The 24,581-nt window shown below is 66.1% G+C and carries 21 protein-coding genes and 2 tRNA genes; 8 read left to right on the forward strand and 15 right to left on the reverse strand.

What is annotated here, in order from left to right; genetic code table 11:
* Positions 1 to 1,380: an MBL fold metallo-hydrolase gene (locus tag G6N32_RS18050; RefSeq protein ID WP_115320757.1), complete on the reverse strand. Its 1,380-nt coding sequence runs from the start codon at positions 1,378 to 1,380 to the stop codon at positions 1 to 3.
* Between the two features lie 368 nt (positions 1,381 to 1,748).
* On the opposite strand from G6N32_RS18050, the gene G6N32_RS18055 reads away from it, so the two are divergent.
* Positions 1,749 to 2,081 (forward strand): rhodanese-like domain-containing protein, encoded by a 333-nt coding sequence (locus G6N32_RS18055; protein WP_115320758.1) that lies wholly within the window; start codon positions 1,749 to 1,751, stop codon positions 2,079 to 2,081.
* Positions 2,082 to 2,119: 38 nt separating this feature from the next.
* Here the strand turns inward: G6N32_RS18055 and G6N32_RS18060 are convergent, their stop codons facing one another.
* The 3 genes from G6N32_RS18060 to G6N32_RS18070 all read right to left on the reverse strand — a co-directional run bounded on the left by G6N32_RS18060 (position 2,120) and on the right by G6N32_RS18070 (position 5,476).
* Positions 2,120 to 2,746, reverse strand: a complete 627-nt coding sequence (locus G6N32_RS18060; RefSeq protein ID WP_115320759.1) for a DsbA family oxidoreductase — start codon at positions 2,744 to 2,746, stop codon at positions 2,120 to 2,122.
* Between the two features lie 38 nt (positions 2,747 to 2,784).
* Positions 2,785 to 3,153 (reverse strand): carboxymuconolactone decarboxylase family protein, encoded by a 369-nt coding sequence (locus tag G6N32_RS18065; RefSeq protein ID WP_115320760.1) that lies wholly within the window; start codon positions 3,151 to 3,153, stop codon positions 2,785 to 2,787.
* A gap of 148 nt (positions 3,154 to 3,301) precedes the next feature.
* The gene (locus G6N32_RS18070; protein ID WP_115320761.1) at positions 3,302 to 5,476 is read right to left on the reverse strand and encodes a glutamine synthetase III family protein; all 2,175 of its coding nucleotides are present in this window, start codon (positions 5,474 to 5,476) and stop codon (positions 3,302 to 3,304) included.
* A gap of 523 nt (positions 5,477 to 5,999) precedes the next feature.
* Here G6N32_RS18070 and G6N32_RS18075 point away from each other — a divergent pair.
* Genes G6N32_RS18075 through fdhD form a run of 3 tightly spaced genes read left to right on the forward strand, consistent with a single transcriptional unit; the run spans position 6,000 to position 9,919 of the window.
* Positions 6,000 to 6,728, forward strand: a complete 729-nt coding sequence (locus tag G6N32_RS18075; RefSeq protein WP_163789328.1) for a hypothetical protein — start codon at positions 6,000 to 6,002, stop codon at positions 6,726 to 6,728.
* Positions 6,729 to 6,764: 36 nt separating this feature from the next.
* Positions 6,765 to 9,107: an FdhF/YdeP family oxidoreductase gene (locus G6N32_RS18080; protein WP_115320763.1), complete on the forward strand. Its 2,343-nt coding sequence runs from the start codon at positions 6,765 to 6,767 to the stop codon at positions 9,105 to 9,107.
* Positions 9,095 to 9,919, forward strand: a complete 825-nt coding sequence (fdhD, locus tag G6N32_RS18085) for a formate dehydrogenase accessory sulfurtransferase FdhD (protein ID WP_115320764.1) — start codon at positions 9,095 to 9,097, stop codon at positions 9,917 to 9,919. Before G6N32_RS18080 ends, fdhD begins: the two co-directional genes overlap by 13 nt.
* A gap of 6 nt (positions 9,920 to 9,925) precedes the next feature.
* On the opposite strand, the gene G6N32_RS18090 is transcribed toward fdhD, so the two are convergent.
* The 6 genes from G6N32_RS18090 to G6N32_RS18115 all read right to left on the reverse strand — a co-directional run bounded on the left by G6N32_RS18090 (position 9,926) and on the right by G6N32_RS18115 (position 14,833).
* Positions 9,926 to 10,189 carry a hypothetical protein gene (locus G6N32_RS18090; protein ID WP_115320765.1) on the reverse strand — a complete coding sequence of 88 codons (264 nt, stop codon included), beginning with the start codon at positions 10,187 to 10,189 and terminating at the stop codon, positions 9,926 to 9,928.
* 20 nt (positions 10,190 to 10,209) lie between these two features.
* Positions 10,210 to 11,490: an ATP-dependent Clp protease ATP-binding subunit ClpX gene (gene clpX, locus G6N32_RS18095; RefSeq protein WP_083120235.1), complete on the reverse strand. Its 1,281-nt coding sequence runs from the start codon at positions 11,488 to 11,490 to the stop codon at positions 10,210 to 10,212.
* A gap of 441 nt (positions 11,491 to 11,931) precedes the next feature.
* Positions 11,932 to 12,594: an ATP-dependent Clp protease proteolytic subunit gene (locus G6N32_RS18100; RefSeq protein WP_071943034.1), complete on the reverse strand. Its 663-nt coding sequence runs from the start codon at positions 12,592 to 12,594 to the stop codon at positions 11,932 to 11,934.
* The gene (locus G6N32_RS18105; RefSeq protein ID WP_115320766.1) at positions 12,587 to 13,174 is read right to left on the reverse strand and encodes an ATP-dependent Clp protease proteolytic subunit; all 588 of its coding nucleotides are present in this window, start codon (positions 13,172 to 13,174) and stop codon (positions 12,587 to 12,589) included. Before G6N32_RS18105 ends, G6N32_RS18100 begins: the two co-directional genes overlap by 8 nt.
* Before the next feature lie 105 nt (positions 13,175 to 13,279).
* Positions 13,280 to 14,707 carry a trigger factor gene (gene tig / locus G6N32_RS18110; protein ID WP_163789333.1) on the reverse strand — a complete coding sequence of 476 codons (1,428 nt, stop codon included), beginning with the start codon at positions 14,705 to 14,707 and terminating at the stop codon, positions 13,280 to 13,282.
* Positions 14,708 to 14,759: 52 nt separating this feature from the next.
* Positions 14,760 to 14,833 (reverse strand) — tRNA-Pro (locus G6N32_RS18115).
* Positions 14,834 to 14,966: 133 nt separating this feature from the next.
* Between G6N32_RS18115 and G6N32_RS18120 the strand changes: the two genes are divergently transcribed.
* Positions 14,967 to 15,040: transfer RNA gene (locus tag G6N32_RS18120), tRNA-Gly, on the forward strand.
* Positions 15,041 to 15,050: 10 nt separating this feature from the next.
* Here the strand turns inward: G6N32_RS18120 and G6N32_RS18125 are convergent.
* Entirely contained in the window at positions 15,051 to 15,761 is a 711-nt protein-coding gene (locus G6N32_RS18125; protein ID WP_115320768.1) for a hypothetical protein, read from the reverse strand.
* A 137-nt stretch (positions 15,762 to 15,898) separates the two neighbouring features.
* On the opposite strand from G6N32_RS18125, the gene G6N32_RS18130 reads away from it, so the two are divergent.
* Positions 15,899 to 16,570, forward strand: coding sequence for a hypothetical protein (locus G6N32_RS18130; RefSeq protein ID WP_147292047.1), 672 nt, complete (start codon positions 15,899 to 15,901; stop codon positions 16,568 to 16,570).
* A 6-nt stretch (positions 16,571 to 16,576) separates the two neighbouring features.
* Here the strand turns inward: G6N32_RS18130 and G6N32_RS18135 are convergent, their stop codons facing one another.
* Positions 16,577 to 17,890 (reverse strand): hypothetical protein, encoded by a 1,314-nt coding sequence (locus G6N32_RS18135; RefSeq protein WP_115320770.1) that lies wholly within the window; start codon positions 17,888 to 17,890, stop codon positions 16,577 to 16,579.
* 92 nt (positions 17,891 to 17,982) lie between these two features.
* Positions 17,983 to 19,353, reverse strand: coding sequence for a hypothetical protein (locus tag G6N32_RS18140; protein ID WP_115320771.1), 1,371 nt, complete (start codon positions 19,351 to 19,353; stop codon positions 17,983 to 17,985).
* Positions 19,354 to 19,436: 83 nt separating this feature from the next.
* On the opposite strand from G6N32_RS18140, the gene G6N32_RS18145 reads away from it, so the two are divergent.
* A complete protein-coding gene (locus G6N32_RS18145) occupies positions 19,437 to 20,789 on the forward strand; it encodes a flavin monoamine oxidase family protein (RefSeq protein ID WP_115320772.1) in 1,353 nt (450 codons plus the stop codon).
* Positions 20,790 to 20,933: 144 nt separating this feature from the next.
* Here G6N32_RS18145 and G6N32_RS18150 read toward each other — a convergent pair whose 3' ends face one another.
* On the reverse strand, positions 20,934 to 21,188 hold the full coding sequence (locus G6N32_RS18150; protein WP_147292048.1) for a hypothetical protein: 255 nt from the start codon (positions 21,186 to 21,188) through the stop codon (positions 20,934 to 20,936).
* Between the two features lie 300 nt (positions 21,189 to 21,488).
* Positions 21,489 to 23,117 carry a metallophosphoesterase family protein gene (locus G6N32_RS18155; protein ID WP_232077797.1) on the reverse strand — a complete coding sequence of 543 codons (1,629 nt, stop codon included), beginning with the start codon at positions 23,115 to 23,117 and terminating at the stop codon, positions 21,489 to 21,491.
* Between the two features lie 228 nt (positions 23,118 to 23,345).
* Here G6N32_RS18155 and G6N32_RS18160 point away from each other — a divergent pair, with 228 nt between their 5' ends.
* The gene (locus G6N32_RS18160; RefSeq protein WP_115320774.1) at positions 23,346 to 24,530 is read left to right on the forward strand and encodes a serine hydrolase domain-containing protein; all 1,185 of its coding nucleotides are present in this window, start codon (positions 23,346 to 23,348) and stop codon (positions 24,528 to 24,530) included.
* Positions 24,531 to 24,581: the final 51 nt, after the last annotated feature.

Genomic DNA, 24,581 nt, shown 5'->3' on the forward strand with positions numbered 1-24,581 from the left:
TCAGGCGTTTTGGTGGGCTTCGTCCCAGGCGCCGTAGCCGCCCAGGATGTCACTGACGTCGGCAAACCCGTTCTGGCGCAACAGACTTGCAGCGACAGAGGACCGGTAACCGCCAGCGCAATAGACGACTGTCGGCTTGGCGGGATCCAGTTCGCCGAGCCGGGCGGGCAACTGCCCGACCGGGATCGCGACGGCGTGCGGAATCGCGCCGGCTTCGACCTCGCCGGGGTTACGCACGTCGACGATCTGCAGATCAGGCAGCTCAGATGCGCGCTGATCGAATGCCTGGGCGGTCAATCGGGATGCGACGGCAACGTCGCCACGGTTCTCGAACATCGCCTCGAACGGCTTGTCGAGATAACCGATCACCCGGTCGAAACCGATGCGGGCGAGCCGGTTCTTGCCTTCCAGTTCCTGCCCCGGGTCGGTGACCAGCACGATATCGACATCGGAGGGCAACACAGAGCCCGCGAACTCGGCGTACCGGCCTTCCAGACCGATGTTGACAGCGCGGCGCAGATGGCCGAGAGCGAACTCCTCGGGAGTGCGCCCGTCAACCAGCACCGCGCCGTTGTCGACGGCGGCGCGGACCTCGTCGTAGGTCATCGCCTTCGGCATCTTGGTCTCGTCGAGCAGTTCGCGGTCCCTGCGGTTGAGGATCGCGTTGTAGACGAAGTAGGCGGGCGCCGGCGGCTGACCCTCGGTGACGAGATTCATGAACGTCGCCTTGTCGGGTGCTCGCAATGCGTAGTTGGTCGCCTTCTGATCGCCCATGGTCGACCACAGGTCGGTCGACAAGTTCTTGCCGCACGCCGATCCGGCGCCGTGCGCCGGGTACACCCGGGTCGCGTCGGGCAGCGTCATCAGCTTGTCGTGCAAGGAGTCGTAGAGCTTCTCGGCGAGTTCCTCACGGGTGAAGCCGATGGAGGCCAGCAGGTCAGGTCGGCCCACATCACCGATGAACAGGGTGTCGCCGGTCATCACGCCGTACGGAACGGTGTCATCGGCATGCTCGTAGATCACGATGCTCAATGACTCGGGTGTATGCCCGGGGGTGTGGCGGAATTCCAGTGTCACATCACCCAGCGAATAGCGTTCACCGTCAGCGACACCCATCGACTCGAATTCTGTTTGGGCGACTGAGGAGTAGACGATTTTCGCGCCGGTGGCCTTGGCAAGTTCCAGGTGACCGGACAGGAAGTCGGCGTGGAAGTGCGTCTCGATGACCAATTCGATGGTCAGTCCCTGCTCCTCCGCGTCGGCCACATACTCGGCCACATCACGTTGCGGATCCACAACAACTGCGCGGCCGGTGCTTTCGTCGCCGATCAGGTACGAAGCGTGGGACAGGCAGTCCAGGTAGTACTGCTGCAGGATCATCGTCGACTTCTTTCTCTCGGGAACGCGGTAGCGCCCATGTGGACCATACCCCTACGGGTATTCCAAGTACCCTAGGGGGTATCTTATTCCCGCGGGGCGATATTCCGGCCGCATCCTTGGATATGCCCCCTCCGGTATCGCCTGAGCTGCCCGAATGCTCCGCCGGAGACGGCGAGAGACTCGTCACAGACGCGCCACCGGCGCTCACGCAAGGTCGCTCACGCGGGCAAACCCGTCCGGAAAAGCAATCAGATACCGGTATACCCCGTGGGGTATAGTAAGGGTGATGTCGGGCGCCGCGTAGGTCGCCCGCCCGACATCGGAGTTCATCCCGGAGCTCCGGCTCCATCGTTGAAAGGTGATCCGTGATGGGTGTATTCGAAATCGACCCGGGCGGCGCAATGATGCTCGTCGACAGGTCCGGCGCCATCCTGCTCGACGTTCGCGAGGACGATGAGTGGACCGCCGGGCATGCTCCCGGCGCTGTTCACGTACGACTCGGCGATCTTGACGCGCACCTCTTCGAGGCCGCCGCCCCGATCGTTGCGGTCTGCCGCTCGGGAAACCGATCCAGCGTGGCGGCAACGAAACTTGCAGCGGCCGGGCTAACCGTCTACAACTTGGCCGGCGGGATGGGGGCCTGGCAGCGCGCCGGGCGCCCGGTGATTCGCGAGGACGGCGCCGCAGGCACCGTTATCTGATCGAGAAGCCTCGATGCTGCCAACCTGTCGTAATTCGTTCAGGCTGAAGTGAAGACACGATCGACGAAGGCCTCCGCGCCGGCCTTCCAGGCAACGATGAAGTTGCCAACATCATCGCGACTGATCGCCAGGCCAGGGCAAAACCAGTCCGCGCCGTCCTCGGTGAAGAAGTGCGGCGATCCGACCACGCCGCGAGCGCGGCCCGCGTCCCAATCGGCCTGGACCGCAGCGGACGTGGTCTCTGCGTCAAGCGGTTCGAGGCCGAACCGGGCTGCGATGGGCCCGATGACCTCGGGCCGCCCGATATCAAGGCCCTCTTCGAATAGCGCATTCCGCAACGCCAACCCGACCTCTTCGACCAGCACGGGATCGCCGGCGCGGTCGGCAGCAGCGCTCAGCGCATATGCCGTCATCGACGTTTCCGGGAATGCCTCGACGGAGAAGCCCGCGAACAGGTCGGGACGCACCGACGCGCGAAGCGCCGAGATCTCGGCACCCACGTGGTGGCGATCAAGCGGACTGCCGTTGATCAGCTCCAGTGGCCAGGATCGGATGCGCAGGCGTGGTTCAGTGAGGCCGCGCTCGGTGCGCCGGTCGATCAGGGTCCTGAGCCCGACGTGGGTGAACGGGCACAGGATGTCGGCGAAGACCTCGACGGTGCGCATGGCGGCGAGGGTACCGGCCGGCTAGCAGACCGTCGACGTCATGACGGGCTACCTTGCGCGGCGTCGGCGAACTCGCAGAACGCTGTGTAGGCACGTGCGCCGTAAATCGTTGCCGGACCACCGTGCATCATGATGCTGACACCGATGACCTCAGCGGCCTCCTGCCTGGTGGCACCCGCGCGAACGGCACCCCGGGCATGCGATGCGATACAGCCATCGCACCCTTGGACGACTCCGATCACCATCGCCATCAGTTCCTTGACCTTGGCCTCGACCGCACCGGTACCCATAGCGGCCCGGCTCAGCGCACCGAACCCGTCATATACCTCGGGAATCATCTGCCGTAACGCCCGATGTTGTGGGTTCAACTCGGCGAGCACATCGGAATGGTGACCGTGATCCGTCATGGTCCCAAACGTAGGCCGCCGAAGATACGGAGCAGCAGAGACTTTCGGCCCTGATGTGGTTGACAGTCAACGCGTCGGTCAGGGTCCAAAGGCGGTGCCGACGCCTCGGAGATCAGAGGCGCCGGCACCGGCCAAAACGACAGCCAACTCAGAGGATGTAGAGCATCTCCTGGTAGGTCGGCAGCGGCCAGAGGTCGTCGGCGACAACGCCTTCCAAGGTGTCCGCAGCCGCACGCACCGCATCCATCAACGGCAACAAGCTCGCCGCGTGCTCGGCTTCTTCCTTGGCGGTGTCGCCGCCGTGCGCACCAAGGGCGTCCTTGAGTGCGGCCAACGCAGCGGTCAGCTCCGCAATCGGCGTGGACACGGTCTCCAGCAATGCGGTGTCCGCCTCCACCCCGGCCGCCTTCAGCGCCGCGACATTCTGCGCCAGCTCGGTCTGGTAGCGGACGGCTGCAGGCAGGATCACGGTCGATCCCATTTCGAGTGTCAACTTGGCTTCGACATTGACCGTCAGGGCATAGGTCTCGTACCGCACCTCTTCGCGGCTGTGCAGCTCCCGAGCGTTGAACACCCCGTACTTCTCGAAGACCTCGATCGCCTCCGGTGTCACCAGCTGCGGAATGGCGTCGAGCGTCGTCTTGAGGTTCGGCAGGCCGCGCTCGGCGGCCTCGATCTGCCAGTTCTCCGAGTATCCGTCACCGTTGAACACGACCGCGCCGTGCTCGGTGATGATCTCGGTGAGCAGCTTCTGCACTGCCTCATCGAAGCTCTCGCCGGCTGCGACCGCTGTCTCCAGCACGGTGGCCATGTAGTCGAGCGAATCAGCCATGATCGTGTTGAGGATGATCATCGGGACGTTGATCGTCTGCCCCGAGCCCGGCGCCCGGAACTCGAATCGGTTGCCGGTGAACGCAAATGGGCTGGTGCGGTTGCGGTCGCCCGGATCGGTCGGCAGCTCGGGCAGCGTGTCGACACCGATGTGCATGACGCCCTTGCCCTTTGACGAGGTGGCCGCTCCCTTGGCGATCTGCTCGAACACGTCGGCCAGCTGAGCGCCGAGGAAGATCGAGATGATGGCCGGCGGAGCCTCGTTGGCGCCAAGGCGGTGATCGTTGGTGGCCGAGGCCACCGAAACCCGCAGCAGCCCGCCGAACTTGTGAACGGCACGGATCACCGCGGCACAGAACACCAGGAACTGGGCGTTCTCGTGCGGGGTATCACCAGGCACCAACAGGCTGCCGAATTGTGCGTTGCCCATCGAGAAGTTGACGTGCTTACCGGAACCGTTGACACCGGCGAACGGCTTCTCGTGGAACAGACACTCCATGCCGTGCTTCTTGGCGATGTTACGGAACGTCGTCATCAGCAGCTGCTGGTGGTCGGCGGCGATGTTGGCCCGCTCGAACATCGGCGCGATCTCGAACTGGCCCGGCGCGACCTCGTTGTGGCGGGTCTTGGCCGGGATGCCGAGCTTGAACAGCTCCCGCTCGGTGTCCATCATGAAGGCCAGTACCCGGTCGGGAATGGCGCCGAAGTAGTGGTCGTCGAATTCCTGGCCCTTGGGCGGTTTCGCACCGAACAGCGTGCGGCCGGCGTTGATCAAGTCGGGACGAGCCAGGAAGAAGTGCCGGTCGACCAGGAAGTACTCCTGCTCAGGCCCGCAGAACGACACGATGTGGTCGAAATCCTTGTGGCCGAACAACTTCAGGATTCGCTCAGCCTGCGCACCCATCGCCTGCTGGCTACGCAGCAGCGGCGTCTTGAAGTCGAGTGCCTCACCGGTCATCGACACGAATACCGTCGGGATGCACAGGGTGTTGCCGTTCGGATTCTCCAGAATGTAGGCCGGGCTGGTGACGTCCCAGCCGGTATAGCCGCGCGCCTCGAACGTGCTGCGCAGACCGCCCGACGGGAAGCTCGACGCGTCCGGCTCGCCCTGAATCAGGGTCTTACCCGCGAATTCGGCGAGCGTCGCGCCGTCGCTCACAGGCTCCAGGAAGCTGTCGTGCTTTTCGGCGGTAAGACCGGTCATCGGATAGAAGACGTGCGCGTAGTGGGTCGCGCCCTTCGACAATGCCCAGTCCTTCATCACCGAGGCGACGGCGTCGGCGACCGCCGGATCGAGCTTCGCGCCCTTCTCGATGGTCGCGACGACCGACTTGTACACCGACTTCGGCAACCGCAGCCGCATTTCGGCCAGGGTGAAGACATTGGCGCCGAAGATCTCGCCTGGCGCTTCGCCCGGATCGAAGCTGAAGGGGGGAGGCTCGTACGCCTCGACATTGACGATCGCCTGAAGGCGGGCCGCGTTTCCGCTCAACTGTCTTTCCTCTGCACCCAAGACGCCCGCGTCTGCTCGCGGGCGTGTGACCGGCCCACGTTAGGTCGCTTCCATGCCGATCTCGTTACGTCTGCGTCAACGACAGAATGCGGGCTGATCCGCAACAACTTTTCGCAAACTCAAATTGAGCAAACAACTCCCCTGTGCAGCCTGGGTTTATGCACGTAGACAGGCTGAAAAAGAAAAATTGACGAGTTCCCAAATTTTTGTTCAGCAAGGATTCGAACGTCGTATACCGGGGTACAGGGAGATTTGAATTCAACCTCTGGGGGTAGTTATGTCTCGCTCAATCGTCATCGCACCTTTAGCCGTATGCGCCGTCGTCGCGGGGTCGGCGTCACTCAGTCCGTACAGTTCGCCGACGCCATCGGCGGCCATCCGAACCAACGCGATTCACCTCACCAGCCTGGACAGCGCCGCCTGGAACGCATTGCCTCCCACGTCGGCAGCCGCGGTTCCCGGCGCGTCGTTGCCCTTCGGCCTGCCACAGGTTCTGGCGATCATGACCGCGCTGGCCGCGTTCAATCCGGACGCTGCGGCAACGATGCAGTTCATCAACACGGAACTGCTCGATCAACTGGCGCAAGGCACGCCGCTGGGCGAGGCGATGGTCAACGTCAGCCTGCTCCTGTCCCCGCCGGTCGGCGGCGACCTGAGCTCACCGCTCTCCGGCATCCTGACGCAGATCGGCCCGATGATTGCATTGGCGCCCACCGTGATCGGCGGTGCCATCACGGTTCTCGCCGCCATTCCCGAGGCGGCGTTACCGGTCGTCGGGGCGGTGGTGGACGCCTTCATCAAGACCGCTGCCGCAGCGGGTTCGGATGGTTTCGGTGCTGCCGTTCAGGCCGGCATCACCGAGGTGTTCGCGGCCGCGGCCAAGGGCATAGCCATGATGGTCGACGTCGTCAGGAACGTGCTGCACTCCATCTCGGCCAGCATGACTGTCGGATCTGCCTCGGCTATCGCGGTCCCATCCGCAGCCCGCAGTGTCCGCGACACGAGCGGCGTGCCCGTATCCGGTGACACGACGAAGGTCGACACGACCACCAAGCGGGCCACCGCCGCTCCAGCGAGAGGCGTCGCCGGCCCGCGCCCAAGGCATTCGGCCCCCGCCGCGGAGCCCGCCACGGCCACAGCCAACAGCCGGCCCGCCCCTTCGGCCCGGGCCTCCGGTACGCGCGACGCCCGCCCGGCAGGTAGCAAGGGGACTGCCAAGTCCGCCCGTTAGTGTCGGCGGTCCACATGGCGGCCTAGATTTGAAGGCATGAGCAACGGCCGCGACATCCCCGCCGATTACGACGAACAAGCGGTCACCGTCAGCGAACGAAAAGACGAGGCCGCCGGGGTGAAGGCGGTGGCGGTCACCATGCAGCGCGCCCTCGAGCAGATGGGTCCCCTGCGCACCCTGTCGACCCTGGCCCGCATCAACCAGCGCCACGGCTTCGACTGCCCGGGCTGCGCATGGCCCGAGGAACACGACAACCGCAAGCTGGCCGAGTTCTGCGAGAACGGCGCCAAGGCGGTGGCCGAAGAGGCCACCAAGCGCCGGGTCACTCCCGAGTTCTTCGCCCGCCATTCGGTGGACGAGTTGGCCGCCAAGCCCGAGTACTGGCTGTCCCAGCAGGGACGGCTCACCCACCCGATGGTCCTTCGCCCCGGTGCGCAGCACTACACCCCGATCGAATGGGATGACGCCTACCGGCTGATCGCCGAGCATCTCACCGGGCTGGCGTCCCCGGACGAGGCGGTGTTCTACACCTCCGGCCGCACCAGCAACGAGGCCGCGTTTCTCTACCAGCTGCTGGTGCGCAGCTTCGGCACCAACAACCTGCCGGACTGCTCCAACATGTGTCACGAATCATCGGGCACCGCGCTGATGGATTCCATCGGCGTCGGCAAGGGCTCGGTGACCGTCGACGACATCGAGCACGCCGACGTGATCGTGATCGCCGGACAGAATCCCGGCACCAACCATCCGCGGATGCTGTACGTGCTGGAGAAGGCGAAGGCCAACGGCGCCAAGATCATCGCGGTCAACCCTCTTCCCGAGGCCGGGCTCATCCGGTTCAAGGACCCACAGAAGGTCCACGGCGTGGTCGGCCACGGTGTGCCGATCGCCGACGAGTTCGTCCAGATCCGCCTCGGTGGCGACCTCGCCTTGTTCAAGGGCCTCGGCAGGCTGCTGGTCGAGGCCGACGACCGCGCCCCCGGCAGCGTGATCGACCGCGAGTTCGTCGACGCGCATTGCCATGGATTCGACGAGTATCTCGACGAAGCCCGCACGGTCGACCTCGACACCGTCACCGAAGCCACCGGCATCGCCCGCGCGCAATTGGAGCGGGTCGCCGGCATGCTCGCGGGGTCGCAGCGCACGATCGTGTGTTGGGCCATGGGTATCACCCAGCACACCCACGCGGTCGCCACGATCGCCGAGATGACCAACCTGCTGTTGTTGCGCGGCATGATCGGAAAGCCCGGTGCCGGGGTATGCCCGGTGCGTGGCCACTCCAATGTCCAGGGCGACCGCACGATGGGGATCTGGGAGAAGGCGCCCGAACCGTTCCTTGCCGCGCTCGACACTCGATTCGGCATCGTCAGTCCCCGCAAGCACGGCTTCGACACCGTCGACGCAATCCGGGCGATGCGGGACGGCCGAGCCTCGGTGTTCCTCGCGATGGGAGGCAACTTCGCGTCGGCCACCCCGGACACCCCGGTCACCGAGTCCGCACTGAGCACCTGCGCGCTGACCGTGCAGATCTCGACCAAGCTCAATCGCAGCCACGTGGTGCACGGCCGCACGGCGTTGATCCTGCCCACCCTGGGCCGCACCGACCGCGACCTGGTGAACGGTCACAAACAGGTTGTCTCGGTTGAAGATTCGATGTCGATGGTGCACCTGTCCCGCGGCAGCCTGACACCGCCAAGCGACCAGGTACGCAGCGAGGTCGCGATCATCTGTCAGCTGGCCCGCACCGTGCTGGGCGCCGATCACCCGGTGCCGTGGGAGCGTTTCGCCGCCGACTACGACACGATCCGCGACGCGATCGCCGCGGTGGTGCCGGGCTGCGCCGACTACAACACCCGGGTGCGTCAGCCCGACGGCTTCCAATTGCCGCATCCGCCACGGGATTCCCGTGAGTTCCCCACCGTGACGGGCAAGGCGAACTTCGCGGTCAACCCGATGCAGTGGGTGCCGGTGCCGCCGGGGCGTCTGGTGCTGCAGACACTGCGCAGCCACGACCAGTACAACACCACCATCTACGGCCTGGACGATCGTTATCGCGGGGTCAAGGGCGGCCGCCGCGTCGTGTTCGTCAATCCCGACGACATCGAGTCCCTGGGCCTCGCCGAGGGTGACCGCGTCGACCTGGTGTCGGAGTTCACCGACGGGTCGGGCCAGCTGCAGGAGCGCCGCGCCAAGGACTTCCTGGTCGTGCCCTACTCCACCCCGGTCGGTAACGCCGCCGCCTACTACCCCGAGACCAACCCTCTCGTACCGCTGGATCACGTTGCCGCCCGCTCGAATACGCCAGTGTCGAAGGCGGTCGTCATCCGGCTCGAACCGGGCGGCCAGAACCCCGAGGGCGGCGCGGCATGGGCCGGGTGACCGCGCGGCGGCGGGCCAGTCACGTCTACGACGGCACCGCCACCGAGCGTCCGGAGACACTGGTGGTCGAGGAGCCGCTGGAAATCCGGGTGAACGGGACACCGCTGACTGTCACCATGCGAACACCGGGATCCGATGTCGAACTGGCGCAGGGCTTTCTGCTCACCGAGGGCGTCATCGCCCATCGCGACGACGTGCTCACCGTGCGGTATTGCCGCGGCGCGGAGGCCGACGGGGTGAACACCTACAACGTCCTCGACGTGACGCTACGCCCCGGCGTGCCGATGCCGGAGGTGGACGTGACCCGGAACTTCTACACCACCTCGTCGTGCGGGGTGTGCGGCAAGGCCTCGATCGATGCGGTGCGACTGACCAGCCGGCACTCCCCCGGCGATGACCCGTCGACGGTCGAGGTTTCGGTGCTGACCGCGATGCCGGACCAATTGCGCTCGGCGCAAAAGGTTTTCGCCAGCACCGGCGGTCTGCATGGGGCGGCACTGTTCACGACGGGCGGCGCGCTGCTCGCCGTCCGCGAGGACGTCGGCAGGCACAATGCCGTCGACAAGGTCATCGGGTGGGCGCTGGAAGCCAAGCACATCCCGCTGAGCGGCACAGTGTTGCTGGTCAGCGGCCGCGCATCATTCGAGCTGACGCAGAAGGCGGTGATGGCCGGCATCCCGGTGCTGGCCGCGGTGTCCGCGCCGTCGTCACTGGCCGTCGACCTCGCCACCCAGTCGGGGCTGACGCTGGTCGCGTTTCTGCGTGGTGAGTCGATGAACGTCTACAGTCGGGCCGACCGCATCCGTCACTGACCGGGGTCAGTTGTTGCCGGGAATCGCCGTCGGTGGCGGTGGGGCCTTCACCGTCGGCGAGAAGCTGTTGGGGCCTCCGCCGTCCGAACCTTTTTCCGTCGGAGACGGCGGCGCAGGCACGCTGCTGCTGGCCGGCGTCGTGGTGGTGGTCGTCGTCGTGCTGGTAGTCGGCGCGGGCTTCTCGTTGGAGCTACACGCCGTGGTGATACCCAGCATGCCAACAGTGACGGCTACCGCGGCCACCGCGGATCGGTGGCGGAGTCTGTTCATAGAAAGAGACGGTACGACGCCTAGGCGGACTTGTCGCGGCGCTCGGGACGCGCAGGCTTGCGCGGCACGATCGTCGGCAGGACGTTGTCCTGGACGGTCTCCTTGGTCACCACGACCTTGGCGACGTCGTCACGGCTGGGGATGTCGTACATCACCGGCAGCAGGACTTCTTCCATGATCGCGCGCAGACCGCGGGCACCGGTGCCGCGATGGATCGCCTGATCGGCGATGGCATCGAGCGCGTCGTCGGCGAATTCGAGCTCGACACCATCCATCTCGAACAACCGGGTGTACTGCTTGACCAAGGCGTTCTTCGGCTGGGACAGGATCTGCACCAGCGATTCCTTGTCCAGGTTCGTCACCGAGGCCACCACCGGCAGACGACCGATGAACTCCGGGATCAGCCCGAACTTGATCAGATCCTCGGGCATCACCTCGGCGAAGTGGTCCTGGGTGTCGATCTCGGCCTTGGACTTCACCTCGGCACCGAAGCCCAGACCGCGCTTGCCGACGCGGTCGGAGACGATCTTCTCCAGCCCGGCGAACGCACCCGCAACGATGAACAGCACGTTGGTGGTGTCGATCTGGATGAACTCCTGGTGCGGATGCTTGCGGCCGCCCTGCGGCGGCACCGAAGCCTGGGTGCCCTCGAGGATCTTCAGCAGCGCCTGCTGCACACCCTCGCCGGACACGTCGCGCGTGATCGACGGGTTCTCGCTCTTGCGGGCGATCTTGTCGACCTCGTCGATGTAGATGATGCCGGTCTCGGCGCGCTTCACGTCGTAGTCGGCGGCCTGGATCAGCTTGAGCAGAATGTTCTCGACGTCCTCGCCGACATAGCCGGCTTCGGTCAGCGCGGTGGCGTCGGCGATCGCAAAGGGCACGTTGAGCATCTTGGCCAGCGTCTGCGCCAGGTAGGTCTTACCGCAGCCGGTCGGGCCGAGCATCAAGATATTCGACTTCGCCAGCTCCACCGGCTCGGCGCGGGAGTCACGGTGCTTCTCCTGTGCCTGGATGCGCTTGTAGTGGTTGTAGACGGCGACAGCCAGGGTGCGCTTGGCGGTGTCCTGGCCGATGACGTAGTTCTCCAGGAACTCGCGGATCTCGGCCGGCTTGGGCAGCTCATCGAGTTTGACGTCGTCGGCGTCGGCCAACTCCTCCTCGATGATCTCGTTGCAGAGGTCGATGCACTCGTCGCAGATGTAGACGCCCGGCCCCGCTATGAGCTTCTTCACCTGCTTCTGACTCTTACCGCAGAACGAGCACTTCAGCAGGTCACCGCCGTCTCCGATACGCGCCATGGTGGTGGGGTCCTACTTTCCTTCGCCGGGTCTTCGATCGTTGCTATCAAGTCCGCGTTGGGCTCTGTCCCGACGCTACCCGCTTGCTCCGTCGTGGTGCGACAGATAAAGACGAATCGCGCCAGTGGTATTCGTGCGTGATGGTGAACATATCCCCTGACGCCGCTCTCGTCGCTTCGGAACGCGCCGCCGTGTTTCTGGCGTGTCGCCGCCGTTACCCAACCGAGAGGCGTTGAGCTGCGCCGACCGTGGAGTTTCGTCCTGGTCTTCGCCGTTCTCCACGATACCGTCCGGCCTCGGACCGGCGGCCCGTCACCGAGTCGGGTTCGCCGAGCGCGAAGCCGAACGCGCCGGCGGCCTCGACGCGAACGCCGCGACCCCGGTGGGCCGCGGCGGGCGCGAACATCGGACGCCACCGGCTTAGCCCGGCAGCGACCGTGGTCAAGCGTTCTGAGCGGACAGCTTGCGGTACTCCAGGACCGTGTCGATGATCCCGTATTCCTTGGCGTCCGCGGCGGTCAGGATCTTGTCGCGGTCGGTGTCCTTGCGGATCACGGCCGGATCCTTGCCGGTGTGGCGGGCCAGCGTCTCTTCCATCAAGGTCCGCATGCGCTCGATCTCAGCTGCCTGGATCTCCAGGTCGGAGAACTGGCCCTGGATGACGCCGCCCAGCGACGGCTGATGGATCAGCACGCGCGCGTTGGGCAGTGCGAGGCGCTTGCCCGGGGTGCCCGCGGCCAGCAGCACCGCGGCGGCCGACGCGGCCTGCCCCAGGCACACCGTCTGGATGTCGGCGCGCACGTACTGCATGGTGTCGTAGATCGCCATCAGCGAGGTGAACGAGCCACCCGGCGAGTTGATGTACATGGTGATGTCGCGGTCGGGATCCAGCGACTCCAGCACCAGCAGCTGGGCCATGATGTCGTTGGCCGAGGCGTCGTCGACCTGGACACCCAGGAAGATGATGCGTTCCTCGAACAGCTTGTTGTAGGGGTTGGATTCCTTCACGCCCCAGCTGGAGTGCTCGACGAACGACGGCAGGATGTAGCGGCCCTGCGGCGCGAGGCGAGGATCTGCCTGGGAAAAGGGAGTTGTATCAGGCATTGGTCACTCCGTTGAAGTTCGCGTGGGTGATGATGTGGTCGACGAAGCCGTATTCGAGCGCTTCCTGAGCCGTGAACCAACGGTCACGGTCGGAGTCGGCCTCGATGCGCTCGATCGTCTGGCCGGTGAACTCGGCGTTGAGCCGGAACATCTCCCTCTTGATGAGCGCGAACTGCTCCGCCTGGATGGCGATGTCGGCCGCGCCGCCGGTGATGCCGCCCAGTGGCTGGTGCATCAGGATCCGGGCGTGCGGCAGCGCGTAGCGCTTGCCCTTGGTGCCCGCCGCGAGCAGGAACTCGCCCATCGAGGCGGCCATGCCCATCGCGTAGGTGGCGACGTCGCACGGCGCGAGCACCATGGTGTCGTAGATCGCCATGCCGGCGCTGATCGAGCCACCCGGCGAGTTGATGTAGAGGTTGATGTCCTTGGTCGGATCCTCGGCGGCCAGCAGAAGGATCTGCGCGCACAACCTGTTGGCGATGTCGTCATCGACCTGGGACCCCAGGAAGATGATGCGCTCGGCGAGCAATCGCTCGTACACCGAGTCAGTGAGGTTCAGCCCTGGCGCGCCCGAACGCATATGAGTCACGACTTGATACCTGCTTTCTACAGACTTGGTTCTACCCGACCCTAACGAACCCACAGCGGAGCGCACTCCCGGGAGAGTGCGCTTTCGCTGTCGGCGTTACTCGGACTTCTCGGCTTGCTGTTCAACTGCCTCGGCGTCTTCGGCGACCTCGTCGACGTTGACGTCGTCAGCGTCGGCCACCACTTCGTCGTCCTCGGCTCCGGCCGGCGGGCCGAAGAACTCGGCGGTGTCGACCACATTGCCCTCGCTGTCGGTGACGGTGGCCGCCTCGACCACCGCGGCGACGGTCAGGCCACGGCGCACGTCGGCGAACATCGCAGGCAGCTGGTTGTTCTGCTGCAGGATCTGCAGCAGCTGCGCAGGCTCGATGCCGTACTGCCGCGACATCAGCACCAGGCGCTCGGTCAGATCGTTCTGACCGACCTGGATGTCGAGGTCGTCGGCGATCGCGTCCATCAGCAGCTGAGTCTTGACGGCCTTCTCGGCGGCCTCGCGGGTCTCGGCGTCGAACTTCTCGCGCGAGCTGCCTTCGGCTTCGAGGGTCTCGGCGAACTTGTCCTCGTCATGGTCGAGACCGTGGATCGCGTTGTGCACGGTCTGGTCGACCTGGGCTTGCACGATCGCCTCGGGCAGCGGGACCTCGGTCTTCTCCAGCAGCAGCTCGAGGGCGTTGTCGCGGATCTTCTCGGCCTGCTGGATGCGCTTGACGCGCTTCACCTGCTCGACGAGGTTCTCGCGCAGCTCCTCGATGGTGTCGAACTCGCTTGCCAGCTGGGCGAACTCGTCGTCGGCCTCGGGAAGCTCGCGCTCCTTGATCGACTTGACCGTGACGGTGACCTCGGCGTCGGCACCAGCGTGCTCGCCGGCGGCCAGCTTGGTGGTGAACACCTTCGACTCGCCCTCGGACAGCCCGACGATGGCGTCGTCAAGACCGTCGATCAGCTGACCGGAGCCCACCTCGTGGGAGAGGCCTTCGGTGGCGGCGTCGGGAAGTTCTTCGCCGTCGACGGTGGCGGACAGATCGATCGACACGAAGTCACCGGTCTGGGCGGGACGTTCGACGCCCTTGAGGGTGCCGAAGCGGGCGCGCAGCGACTCCAGTTCGGCGTCGACTTCCTCGTCGTTGATCTCGATCGCCTCGACCTCGATCTTGAGCGCACTCAGATCGGGCAGGTCGATCTCGGGCCGCACGTCGACCTCGGCGGTGAACACCAGCTCTTCGCCGTCCTCGATCTTGGTGACCTCGATCTCGGGCTGGCCCAGCGGCGTCACCTCGGTGGCGGTGACGGCTTCGCTGTAGCGGCTGGGCAGCGCGTCGTTGACGACCTGCTCCAGCACCGCGCCGCGGCCGATACGGGCCTCGAGCAGCTTGGCGGGTGCCTTGCCCGGGCGGAAGCCGGGCAGCCGGACCTGCTTGGCGAGTTCCTTGTATGCCCGGTCGAAGTCGGGCTGCAATTCCGTGAAGGGCACCTCCACATTGATGCGAACCCGGGTCGGGCTCAACTTCTCGACGGTGCTCTTCACGGCGGTACTCCTCGGTTCAGTCTTGTTCTCGTGCGGGACTTCGTTGGGCGTGTCGGGGTGACAGGATTTGAACCTGCGGCCTTCCGCTCCCAAAGCGGATGCGCTACCAAGCTGCGCTACACCCCGGTGCTGTGTTTCTTGCGCCCGAATCCTACGGCCCAGTGCCTGCTCAGCGGCAATCGACCTCGGCGACGCGCTTCCAGGTGGGCCGATTCGGATTTGATCAGGTCGACCGGTACATTTGGGCTCGCGCAAACATGCGGGCGTAGCTCAATGGTAGAGCCTCAGTCTTCCAAACTGATTACGCGGGTTCGATTCCCGTCGCCCGCTCCACCTCACCGCCCTATCCGGGCGGTTTTTGCTGGTCGACCCATTTTCGGCCCCGCTTGGCGGCCCGGGACAGCGCACCGATTTCGCCGAGGTACGACGCCACCGCGCCCAGGCCCGGCAGCATGGCCAGGTACCGGAACGGCGCCCGAGGGTGCGGCCGCTTCCCGAGTTCATCGCCGACGGCATCGAGGACCCCGACCAACTTCCAGACCGCCGAGGCGATGCCCTGCGGCGTGAACGGGATGGCCATCGCCGAGGCCCGGCCCGGGTCGTGCACCACCACCGCCAGATCCCGCTCGCACAGCACCGAGGCGAGCATCCGGGTCTGCCGCCGATAGTCGGTGACGCCCAATTCGCGGGCCACGGCACACAGCACGATGGCCTGGTTGGCGAAGCCGAGGAGGTCCTGGATCGGCAGTCGTCGTCCGATGACTCCCAGCAGCCCGGGCACTGCCACCACGACGGTGTTCAGCGCACCGACCCGCCACACCCACCACGCGATCCGGTCGTCGGTGTCCAGGTCGTCCCACGCCAGGGTGCCGGGCAGGTCAGCCGCGTTGAGGACCCGGGATACGACGTTCGGCGGGTCTTGCCGCTTGATTCCGAGAGGGTCGGTCCACCACAGCACGTCGAGCAGCGGATTGATGACCGCGACGGCCCGGCTCAGTGCGTCTTCGACGTCGGAGTCGGCGAGCGCCACCTCGGGTGTCGGAAGCAGTTTCACCGTCCCATCATGTCCAATTCGGTGAGCGCCCAAACTGCAGTGTGGGATGCGCAAATATTGTTCGGCAAAGCGACTCCGCCCGGATGTGCCGGTGCCATGATCGATTCGCCGTTCGTGGCCGACGACCAAAGGTGATGATGCGCCCCGAAATCCAGAGCAGGATTGTTCGTCCGTATGTCGCGGCAGCCGCCGCCGCAATCGTTGCCCTCGGCGTGGTGACGGCGCCGCCGAGCATCGCTGTCCCCCGCAGTGAAGTTCACGCGGTCGCCTTGGCGTCCGTCGATGTGGTCGACGCCAGCGCCTTCGCCACCACTCCGGCGCCCACGCCCCGGCCGGCATCGTCGAGCCAGACCGCCAACGACAGCGCCGCTCCCCCGGACTTCCTCGCGTTCGCGGCGTCGATCCTGGAGTACCTCAACAGCCTTGGTCTCGGCCCTGGCCCCGGCCTGGCGGCCATCGGGCTCAGCGGCGTCGTCGTGGCGTTCGCCGCCACGGCCTACGCCTGGAACGGCTTCGCCAACCTCGTCAATCCGGTGCTCAGGGTGTTCCACGTTCCGCGAGTGCCGAAGTTCCCGGTGTGTTTTGCCGGCCAGAGTTGCAGCGGCTCAGCCTCGGCGCAGGCGCGGCTCAAGCCGGCCGGCCGTGTCGAGGCACCGACCCGGGCCACCGGCAGCACCGGGCGTTCCACCGCGTCGAGCGGCCGCACCGCTTCTGGGGCCGCGAAGGTTCGCGGCGCCAAGAAGCCGACCGCGTCCGCCGCAGCGGGGCCCGGCAAGGGCGGCAGCAAGCGCGGCGGTCGCTCCTCGTAGCGCGGGCTACGGGGCGCCTGCGCCCGCGTTGCCGTTATGGCTGCCCGGGGTGCTCCCCACACCCTCGCCGCCCAATCCGGCCGGGCCTCGCCTGCCGCCGGGCCCACTGCGGCCGGTGCTGCCACCGTCGCCGCCGATGCCGGTGCCCGGGATGGACTGACCGTTGCCCCCCTGGCCGCCGGCGCCGCCGGTCTGGCGGATCCCATGGCTGTCGCCGCCGTTGCCACCGTGGCCACCGGTGGCTGTGCTGGTGACGACATTGCTGCCGGCCGCACCGCCGGTTCCGCCGTCGCCGCCCCGGCCGGTTATCCGCCCACCCTCGCCCCCGGTGCCCCCGTCACCGCCGAACGCATTGCCTTTACTGGAGCCGTTTCCACCGGCGCCGCCGGCACCGCCGCCCCCGATGTTTCCCGCGCGACCGCCATTGCCGCCCGCTCCCCCGCGGGCGGTACCGGTTCCGGCATTGCCCGTTCCGCCCTGGCCACCGTCGCCTCCGCGCCCCAGCACCCCGGCGTTGCCGCCCTGTCCGCCACGGCCTCCGTTGGCGCCACCGGTATCGAGGTTTTGACCGGTGCCGCCGTTGCCACCCTTTCCGCCGTTGCCGATCAGTAGTCCGCCGTTGCCGCCCTTACCCCCTTGACGACCGATGGATGCGGTTCCCTGCGTGCCGGTGAAATCGCCGCCCCGGCCGCCGTCGCCCCCGTTGCCGAACAAACCCGCGCTGCCGCCGTTGCCCGCCCGGCCGTTTTCGACCGACAACAGCCCGTCGCCACCGCGCCCGCCGTTGCCGAACAGCATGCCGCCACGTCCACCGTCCTGGCCGATTCCACCGTCAAATCCGTTGCCTATCAATAGTCCTGCGTCAGGATGAGCGGCGGTGCCGTTGCTGATGTAGACGGCGACGAACGCGCGGACCTGGCCGGCGACAGCCTCCGGGGTCGGCAGTGCCGGGATAGCAGTGGCCTGACGACGCCCACCCGGGTTCGCACTGCTCACCCGGGGATGAATGGCGAGCACGGGGCTCGGCGTCGCGCTGACCGCCCGGATCCGCTTCAGCGTGCTGTTCGGTGCCGACTCGGGGTGCGAGCCGACCACCCCGGCAGTCGATCGCGTTGTGACCGAACTACTTTCGCTACCGGACGCGATCAGTTGGTTGGGCGTGGGCGCCGCGGGTTCGGTGTGCACCGATGCCGCCACCGCAATGGACCGGGTGTGCAACGCGGGTGCTACTGCCGGTGGATCGCCCGGGAAATGCATTGCAGCCGTGGCGAGTACGTTCACCGCCGTTACCGTGATCACCATCGTTGTGGCATGCGCCATCGCCCCGACCTTCCGTGGGATTCGTCTTCATCGACTCCCTCGGTTCACGACAGGAACGGTACAGATGGTTCACAGCATTCGAGTGATCTACGTCACATGCTGCGCTGCCACGACGGATACACCACCCGGCCGACTGTCGCTGGATCGGGTTCGGGTGCGCTGACCGACACATCCAGACCCGAATGGTCGCCGAGTGCAAGGACTTTCCGAAGCTCGAATGCCACGTCACCTTCAGCGTCACGCTCGGGATACTTGAAATACCGGGTGTGCGAGAGCCCGGGTGTCAACCGTTCGGGGAGGTTGCCGCCGACAGCGATATCGCGGATGCCCGCTCCGAACAACGGTGCCAGCGCCCCGCCGAACCAGTCGCCACGAATTGCGCCCCGCCGCACCGGGAACCAGATGTTGGTCCACCGGGTCACCGCGAACGGCGACAAGCCTCCCAGCGTCGTCGGCTCACCGGCGTGATGGTCCAGTGGCGGACAACTACACACGACGCCCCGACGCATCAATGAGCCGAACAGTGCGTGCCGTCTGTCGACGCGACCGCAGCCGCCGAGAATCGGCGGCCGGGCCACAAACAGGTCGGCCAACGCCAGCGGTGTCCCGATCGTCACGAAATCGGTTATCCGCCAGGGGTTTCCCAGTCTTCGGAGATCCTGCCACCGAGAAAACTGCTGCCGTTGGAACTCGTCGGTCGAGCCGCCAACCTCCGTCGACCAGCTCGGGGCCGGACCTGGCGCGGCCCGCAGCTCGTGCATCTCGGCCCACAAGGCAGTGAGGGCGTCGTAGGCGATGTAGCCACCGATGCCGTGCCCTACGACGACCACCCGCGCATAACGCCCCTGCTGCAGCGTGTACAGCAGGTCGACGAGCCCGCCGCGGATCGCCCGCCGCGCGGCGCGGGATTCCGGCGCTATGTCGAAGTAGCGGGCGACGTTGACGAAGCCCGTGGTCAGAAAGCTGCGGGTCAACGCCCGCGGGAGAAGACGGAACACGGTCAACGCGACCGTCAGGACCACCACGCTGGTGGCGACGCCGATGATCCAGCCGGCCACCCCGGTGTGCAGGAAATACCCTCCTACGACGAACAGCGCCACGATCACGGCCAGAGGGATGAGCACGGTCAGCACGACCACACGCCAGATGCCGAACAGTTGATCGGGCACGTGGCGGGGACGACGTAAGACGACCCGCGCCAAGGCGGCGATGAAGCCCGCATACCGAGCGCTCGTCATCAGGAACGACCAGTCGTATTCAAAGAGGTCGACGCCCGACGGCGCGACGTAGCGACGTGCCTCGTAGGAGTCGGTGATCTCCATGGGCTGCGCTACGTAGTCCCAGCGGCCATCGTCCGGCGTCAGTGCCGTCCTGGCGAAATCGTCGAAGACGTCCATGGGGCGGCGTTCGAGCAAACCGTGTACGAACACCACAGCGGTTCGTACGGACTCATCGGTGCTCATCGTCCTCCCAGGACCGTGTGGCGGGCAGGCCAATACTTTGCCAAACGCCCACAGGATGTATACCGCGAAGCGCACCATAAGCCATGGCCGCTGTGGATTTCTGCGTGGTCGGCGCCGGCTTTGCCGGGCTTACTGCCGCCTTGCGACTCAGCCAGGCGGGCCGATCGGTGGCTCTGCTGGAAGCCCGCGATCGGGTCGGGGGGCGCACCTTCACCGTCGACGGCCCCGAGGGTGTCTGGATCGACCGGGGCGGCGCCTGGATCGGACCGGGCCAGGATGCCATCTACGGGTTGATGAAGGAATTCGGCGTCGGCAGCTACAAGCAGTACACCGATGGCGAGGCGATGATGGTAGTCGACGGCAAGCACTACCGTTACGAGGGCACCATCCCGTTGACGATGAGCCCGTGGGCGGCGCTCAACATGGGCGCGGTCTTCCTCGACCTGACCCGGCTGTGCAAGACGATCCCCCTCGAGGCGCCGTGGGAAGCGAAGAACGCCGACAAGCTCGACCGCATCACCTACGCCTCCTGGCTCAGCGACCGCACACTCTCCAAGCCCGCGCACACCTTGCTGGAAGCGGCCATCGCCGGCCTGTATACGTCGGCAGCGTCCGAGACGTCGATGTTGTTCGTGCTGCGCCAGTTGGCGTCCGGTGGCGGTCCGTCCTTCGTGCTCGGAATCAAGGACGGGTCGCAGGATTCTCGCATCATCGGCGGCATGGGCGCGGTGTCCGGCAAGATGGCCGCCGCGCTCGGAGACTCAGTGCACCTGAATCAGCCTGTGCGGCGGATCATTCAGAACGACGACGGGGTCACCGTCGAGGCCGACGGCATGACCGTTCGCGCGCAGCGGGTGATCGTGGCCGTACCGATCGCGATCGCCAGCCACATCCTCTACGAACCGATGCTTCCGGTGGACCGGGCCTTCCTGCACCAGCGCATCCCGAGCGGTGCTGTGGTGAAGATCAACATCGTGTATGACGAACCGTTCTGGAGACAGGACGGGTTGACGGGTCAGACATTCGCACCCGGGACGCTGGCGACGTTGACCATCGACGCCTCCACCGACGCGCCCCGGCCCGGGGTGATGTGTGTGATCACCGAGGGGCCAGAAGGCCGCCGGTATTCGAAGATGGATCCGGACGCTCGCAAAAAAGAGGTGCTGGCCCAACTGGTGGCGCGCTTCGGTCACCGGGCAGCCACGCCGGTGGCCTACCTCGACCAGGACTGGAGCGTCGAAAGATATTCGGGCGGAGGCATGCTCAGCCACTGCCCGCCGGGTGTGCTCACCGAGTTCGGGCCGGCCATCACCGAACCCTGCGGCCGCATCCACTGGGCGGGCACCGAGACATCCGGAGTCATGCACGGCTGGGTGGACGGTGCGGTCCGCTCCGGAGAACGCGTGGCCGAGGAGGTGCTGGCAAAGGGAGGCTGACGAGGCCGCGCATGCCGCGAGTGCGACCACGTCACATCGGGCTCAGCATCGGTCGGATCACGAATAACCGAACTGTGCACTGGCGTGTAGTTCGACGCGGCCCTCGGGCGGCCAACACATGGCGTGACCGAGCGGAACCCGATCTCAAGGCTGGAAGCCATTCCACTTCGGGTTGTAACCAAGCGGCTGCCACTTGGGATCGGAATGGCCCCCAGAGGTGGGCAGGGCGTGCGGGGCCGCGTAAATCTGGGCATTGTCCGGCGCCTGACAATCGGTCGATCCTCCGGTTGTCACGCAGGTCGAGTTGCTCTCAGCAGCAGCTGAGACCGGAGCCGAGATGACCGCGGAAACCGCGATCGCCACCAGTGCGCCGGCCAGTTGCGTCAGCCTCTCAGCCATCCTGACCCTCCTTCTTTCCAGATGACTCAATCATACCCCATGGGGTATATCTACGTCGTTCCACTGGGACCACGCCGCCATCACCACCAATGCCCAGAAACAGGCCGCCGCGCCCGTCGTTGCCGCCGATCTGACCGTCCCTCTGGCGGGACTGCTCGGGTCGCCCACTGCCGCGTCACAAGCCACTGGCCTGATCGGCCAGGCGAAGACACACGGCAGGGTCTGCTCAGCGCACCTGTTGCGTACGGCGGGGAATGCGGAGTTCGGCTACATGTCAGAACGTCCGGCTATCGCTGTCGGCTACGTCTGTACCTGCCTGCGGTAGGTCAGCTTGTCGAACTCGCGGCCGTATTCGTCGACGGCTGTCACATCCATCTCGCTCAACATGTTGCCGGGCCGCACATCGACCCGGATGAAGGCGTAGTTGCGGAACCGCACCCTCGACCAGCCGACCGCTTCGGTTTGCTTGTGGCCGTCGGCCGTCCAGACGTAGCTGTTGGGAACGAACGTGTCAGGTGCCACGTTGCCGCGGTAGCTCTCGGGTTCACCGGGCTGGAAGTTGTACCGCGGCCGGCCGGCTGACCCCACCGTGTAGTACACGGTGCCATCGCTTTCCGGGTACACGATCGCATTGTCTTCGGCCGCCCGCGTCGGTGTGCCGCCCCGGATCGGATCGGACCGCTCGAACACATGATTGTGGCCCTGCAACACCAGATCGACCTGATGGCGATCGAACAGCGGCGCCCACGCGGCCCGCACCCCGCCGTCGCTGGCATGCGCCTCGGTGGTCGAGTAGGCACAGTGATGGAAGAAGCAGACGATGAAGTCGATGTCGGGGTCGGCCCGGTGCGCCGCCAAAGTCCTTTCCACCCAACTATTTTGAGCACCACCGGAGTAACCCTGGTTGGCGGTGATCTCATAGCTGACATCGTTGGCGTCCAGCGAGAGCACCGCGATGTTGCCGTAGATGAACGAGTAGACCGACGGGCAGCCGGACGGACCGTTGCCCGGAAAGTCGAGCCGTGCGAGGTGGCCGCCGTAGCCGTGCACCGGGTAGGCCGCTTCCATGTCATGGTTGCCGGTCGCGAACATCCACGGCGTCGTCGAGGCGCTGGCCTCGATGGAGTTCAGATACACATCCCAGACGTACGGATTGAACTTGTCGAAACCTTTGGGCGGCTCACCCTTTCGGACGAATTGCGGCGGCTTGCCCGCCCCGGACGGATCTGCGTAGGCGATGTCGCCGGCGAGCACATGGAAGTCCGGACGCGCCGCCACGATCTGATCGAGCACGTTGCCGGTGTGCGATACGGTCGGGTCGTTGTCGGATTTGTAATAGCTGTCGTCGTAGTCACCGCGGGTCAGACCGGGTGGAGCCAGCGGCGTCTCGTCGGTGCCCTGGTCCCCCATCATCGTGAACCGGAACCAGCCCAACGCATTTCGCGCACTGGGCATGGCAGTAGCCGCGGACCGGACGTCGCTGACGAAGCCGTCGTCGGTGCGCCACCGATAGAAATGCGGGGTTCGCCCGGGCAGCCCGTCCACAGGCGCGTGGACGTAGAACTGCTCGGCCGACAGCACCCCGCCGCTGCTGTCCGGGATCTGGGTCACCAGGTTGCGCACCTCCGCCTCGACCGTCGCGCCGAGCCCGGGCGTCGGACCGTGGTCGAGGAAGACCTTGGTGGCGCCCGGATTGCGCGACAACTGGCCGGCCAGCCGCAGCTGACTCGATGCGTCGGCGCCGTAGCCGACCCGTCGGCCGGCCACCGCCAGCGGCGCATCCTGGGCGTAGGCGCGTCGCCCGAACGGGGCGGCCCCCACCGCCGCCACGGCGGCCGCGGCAGCCGATCCGCGCAGGAAGTTGCGCCGCGACACCGGGCGGGCGCGCAGATAGCTCTGATGCCATTCGTACTGCTCGGCCATCGTCATCCGGCTCGCGAGAGCCGGCGGAATGCCCGTATCGGGAATCTCCACATCCGGATCGTGACGTACGGTCCTGCGAGAACGCCAAACCGGCCGGAAAATCCAGGTGAACACATCCGCCGTCATCGGCGCTAATTACAGGGTGGTTTCGATTCCGCTCCAATCGTCCTCACAACTTTGCTGGCTAATCTGACCGCCGTAGATTCAGGCGATACCCGGCGGCCAGGAGGCGCGTTGAGCGACCACATCCCCATCGGCGGTGCGTGCGCCGCGGGTTTTGGCGCGGTGCGCGACGCATTCGAGGCGAACTTCACCTCCCGCGATGAGGTCGGCGCCGCGGTGGCCGTGTGGGTCGACGGGGATCTGGTGGTCAATCTGTGGGGCGGCTACGCCGATGCCCGCAGGCGCCGACGGTGGCGCCAGGACACGCTTGCCAGCGTGTTCTCCGGCACCAAAGGGCTGACAAGCACGTGTGTGCATCTGCTCGCCGATCGGGGCGAGCTCGACCTACACGCCCCGGTCTCCCGGTACTGGCCGGAGTTCGCGTCGAACGGCAAGCAGGACATCACGATCGCGTCGGTGCTCGGGCACCGCTCCGGGGTGATCGGACCTCGCACCCGTATGCATTGGAGCGATACCGCCGACTGGGACCGGGTGTGCGCCGAGCTGGCCGCCGCCGAACCGTGGTGGCCACCCGGCACGGCCCAGGGCTACCACATGGTGAGCTTCGGGTTCATTCTCGGCGAGGTCGTCCGCCGCGTCACCGGCCGCACGATCGGCCAGTATCTGCGGACCGAGATCGCCGAGCCGATGGGTGTCGACGTCCACATCGGTCTGCCCGCCGCCGAACACCACCGCTGCGCGGAGATGATCAACAAGCCCCACATTCGCGATGTCCTGGCCAACGGCCAGGCACCGGGGTATCCCACCTCGCTCGCCGAGCATCCGATGGCCGGGATGGCCGTCGCGATGGGCTTCGTCCCCGACGACGAGCTGGGCTCCAACGAGCTCGAGCGGTGGCGTGTCAGTGAGTTCCCGAGCACCAACGCCCACGTTTCGGCGCTCGGTCTGGCCACGTTCTACAACGGGCTTGCGCAGGAAAAGCTGCTCAGCCGTGATCATCTGGAGGCGGTGCGAGTGTCGCAGGGCGGCTTCGATCCCGACGTCGTGCTCGGTCCCCGCGTCGCCGATCACGGTTGGGGCCTGGGCTACATGCTCAATCAACGCGGTGTGGCCGGCCCCAATCTGCGCAGCTTCGGCCACGGCGGCTCGGGCGGCTCCTACGGCTTCGTCGACCTCGAGCACCGCATCGGATATGCCTACGTGATGAACTATTTCGACGCCACCAAGTGCAATGCCGACCCGCGCAGCACCGCGCTCAGCGACGAGGTGTACCGCACCCTCGGCGTGCTTCGATGAGCTAATTCTCGTTCTCCGGAGCACTTTCACAGGATCGGTACTGTGGACGCC

Source organism: Mycolicibacterium aichiense (assembly GCF_010726245.1).
Taxonomy (GTDB): Bacteria; Actinomycetota; Actinomycetes; order Mycobacteriales; family Mycobacteriaceae; genus Mycobacterium; species Mycobacterium aichiense.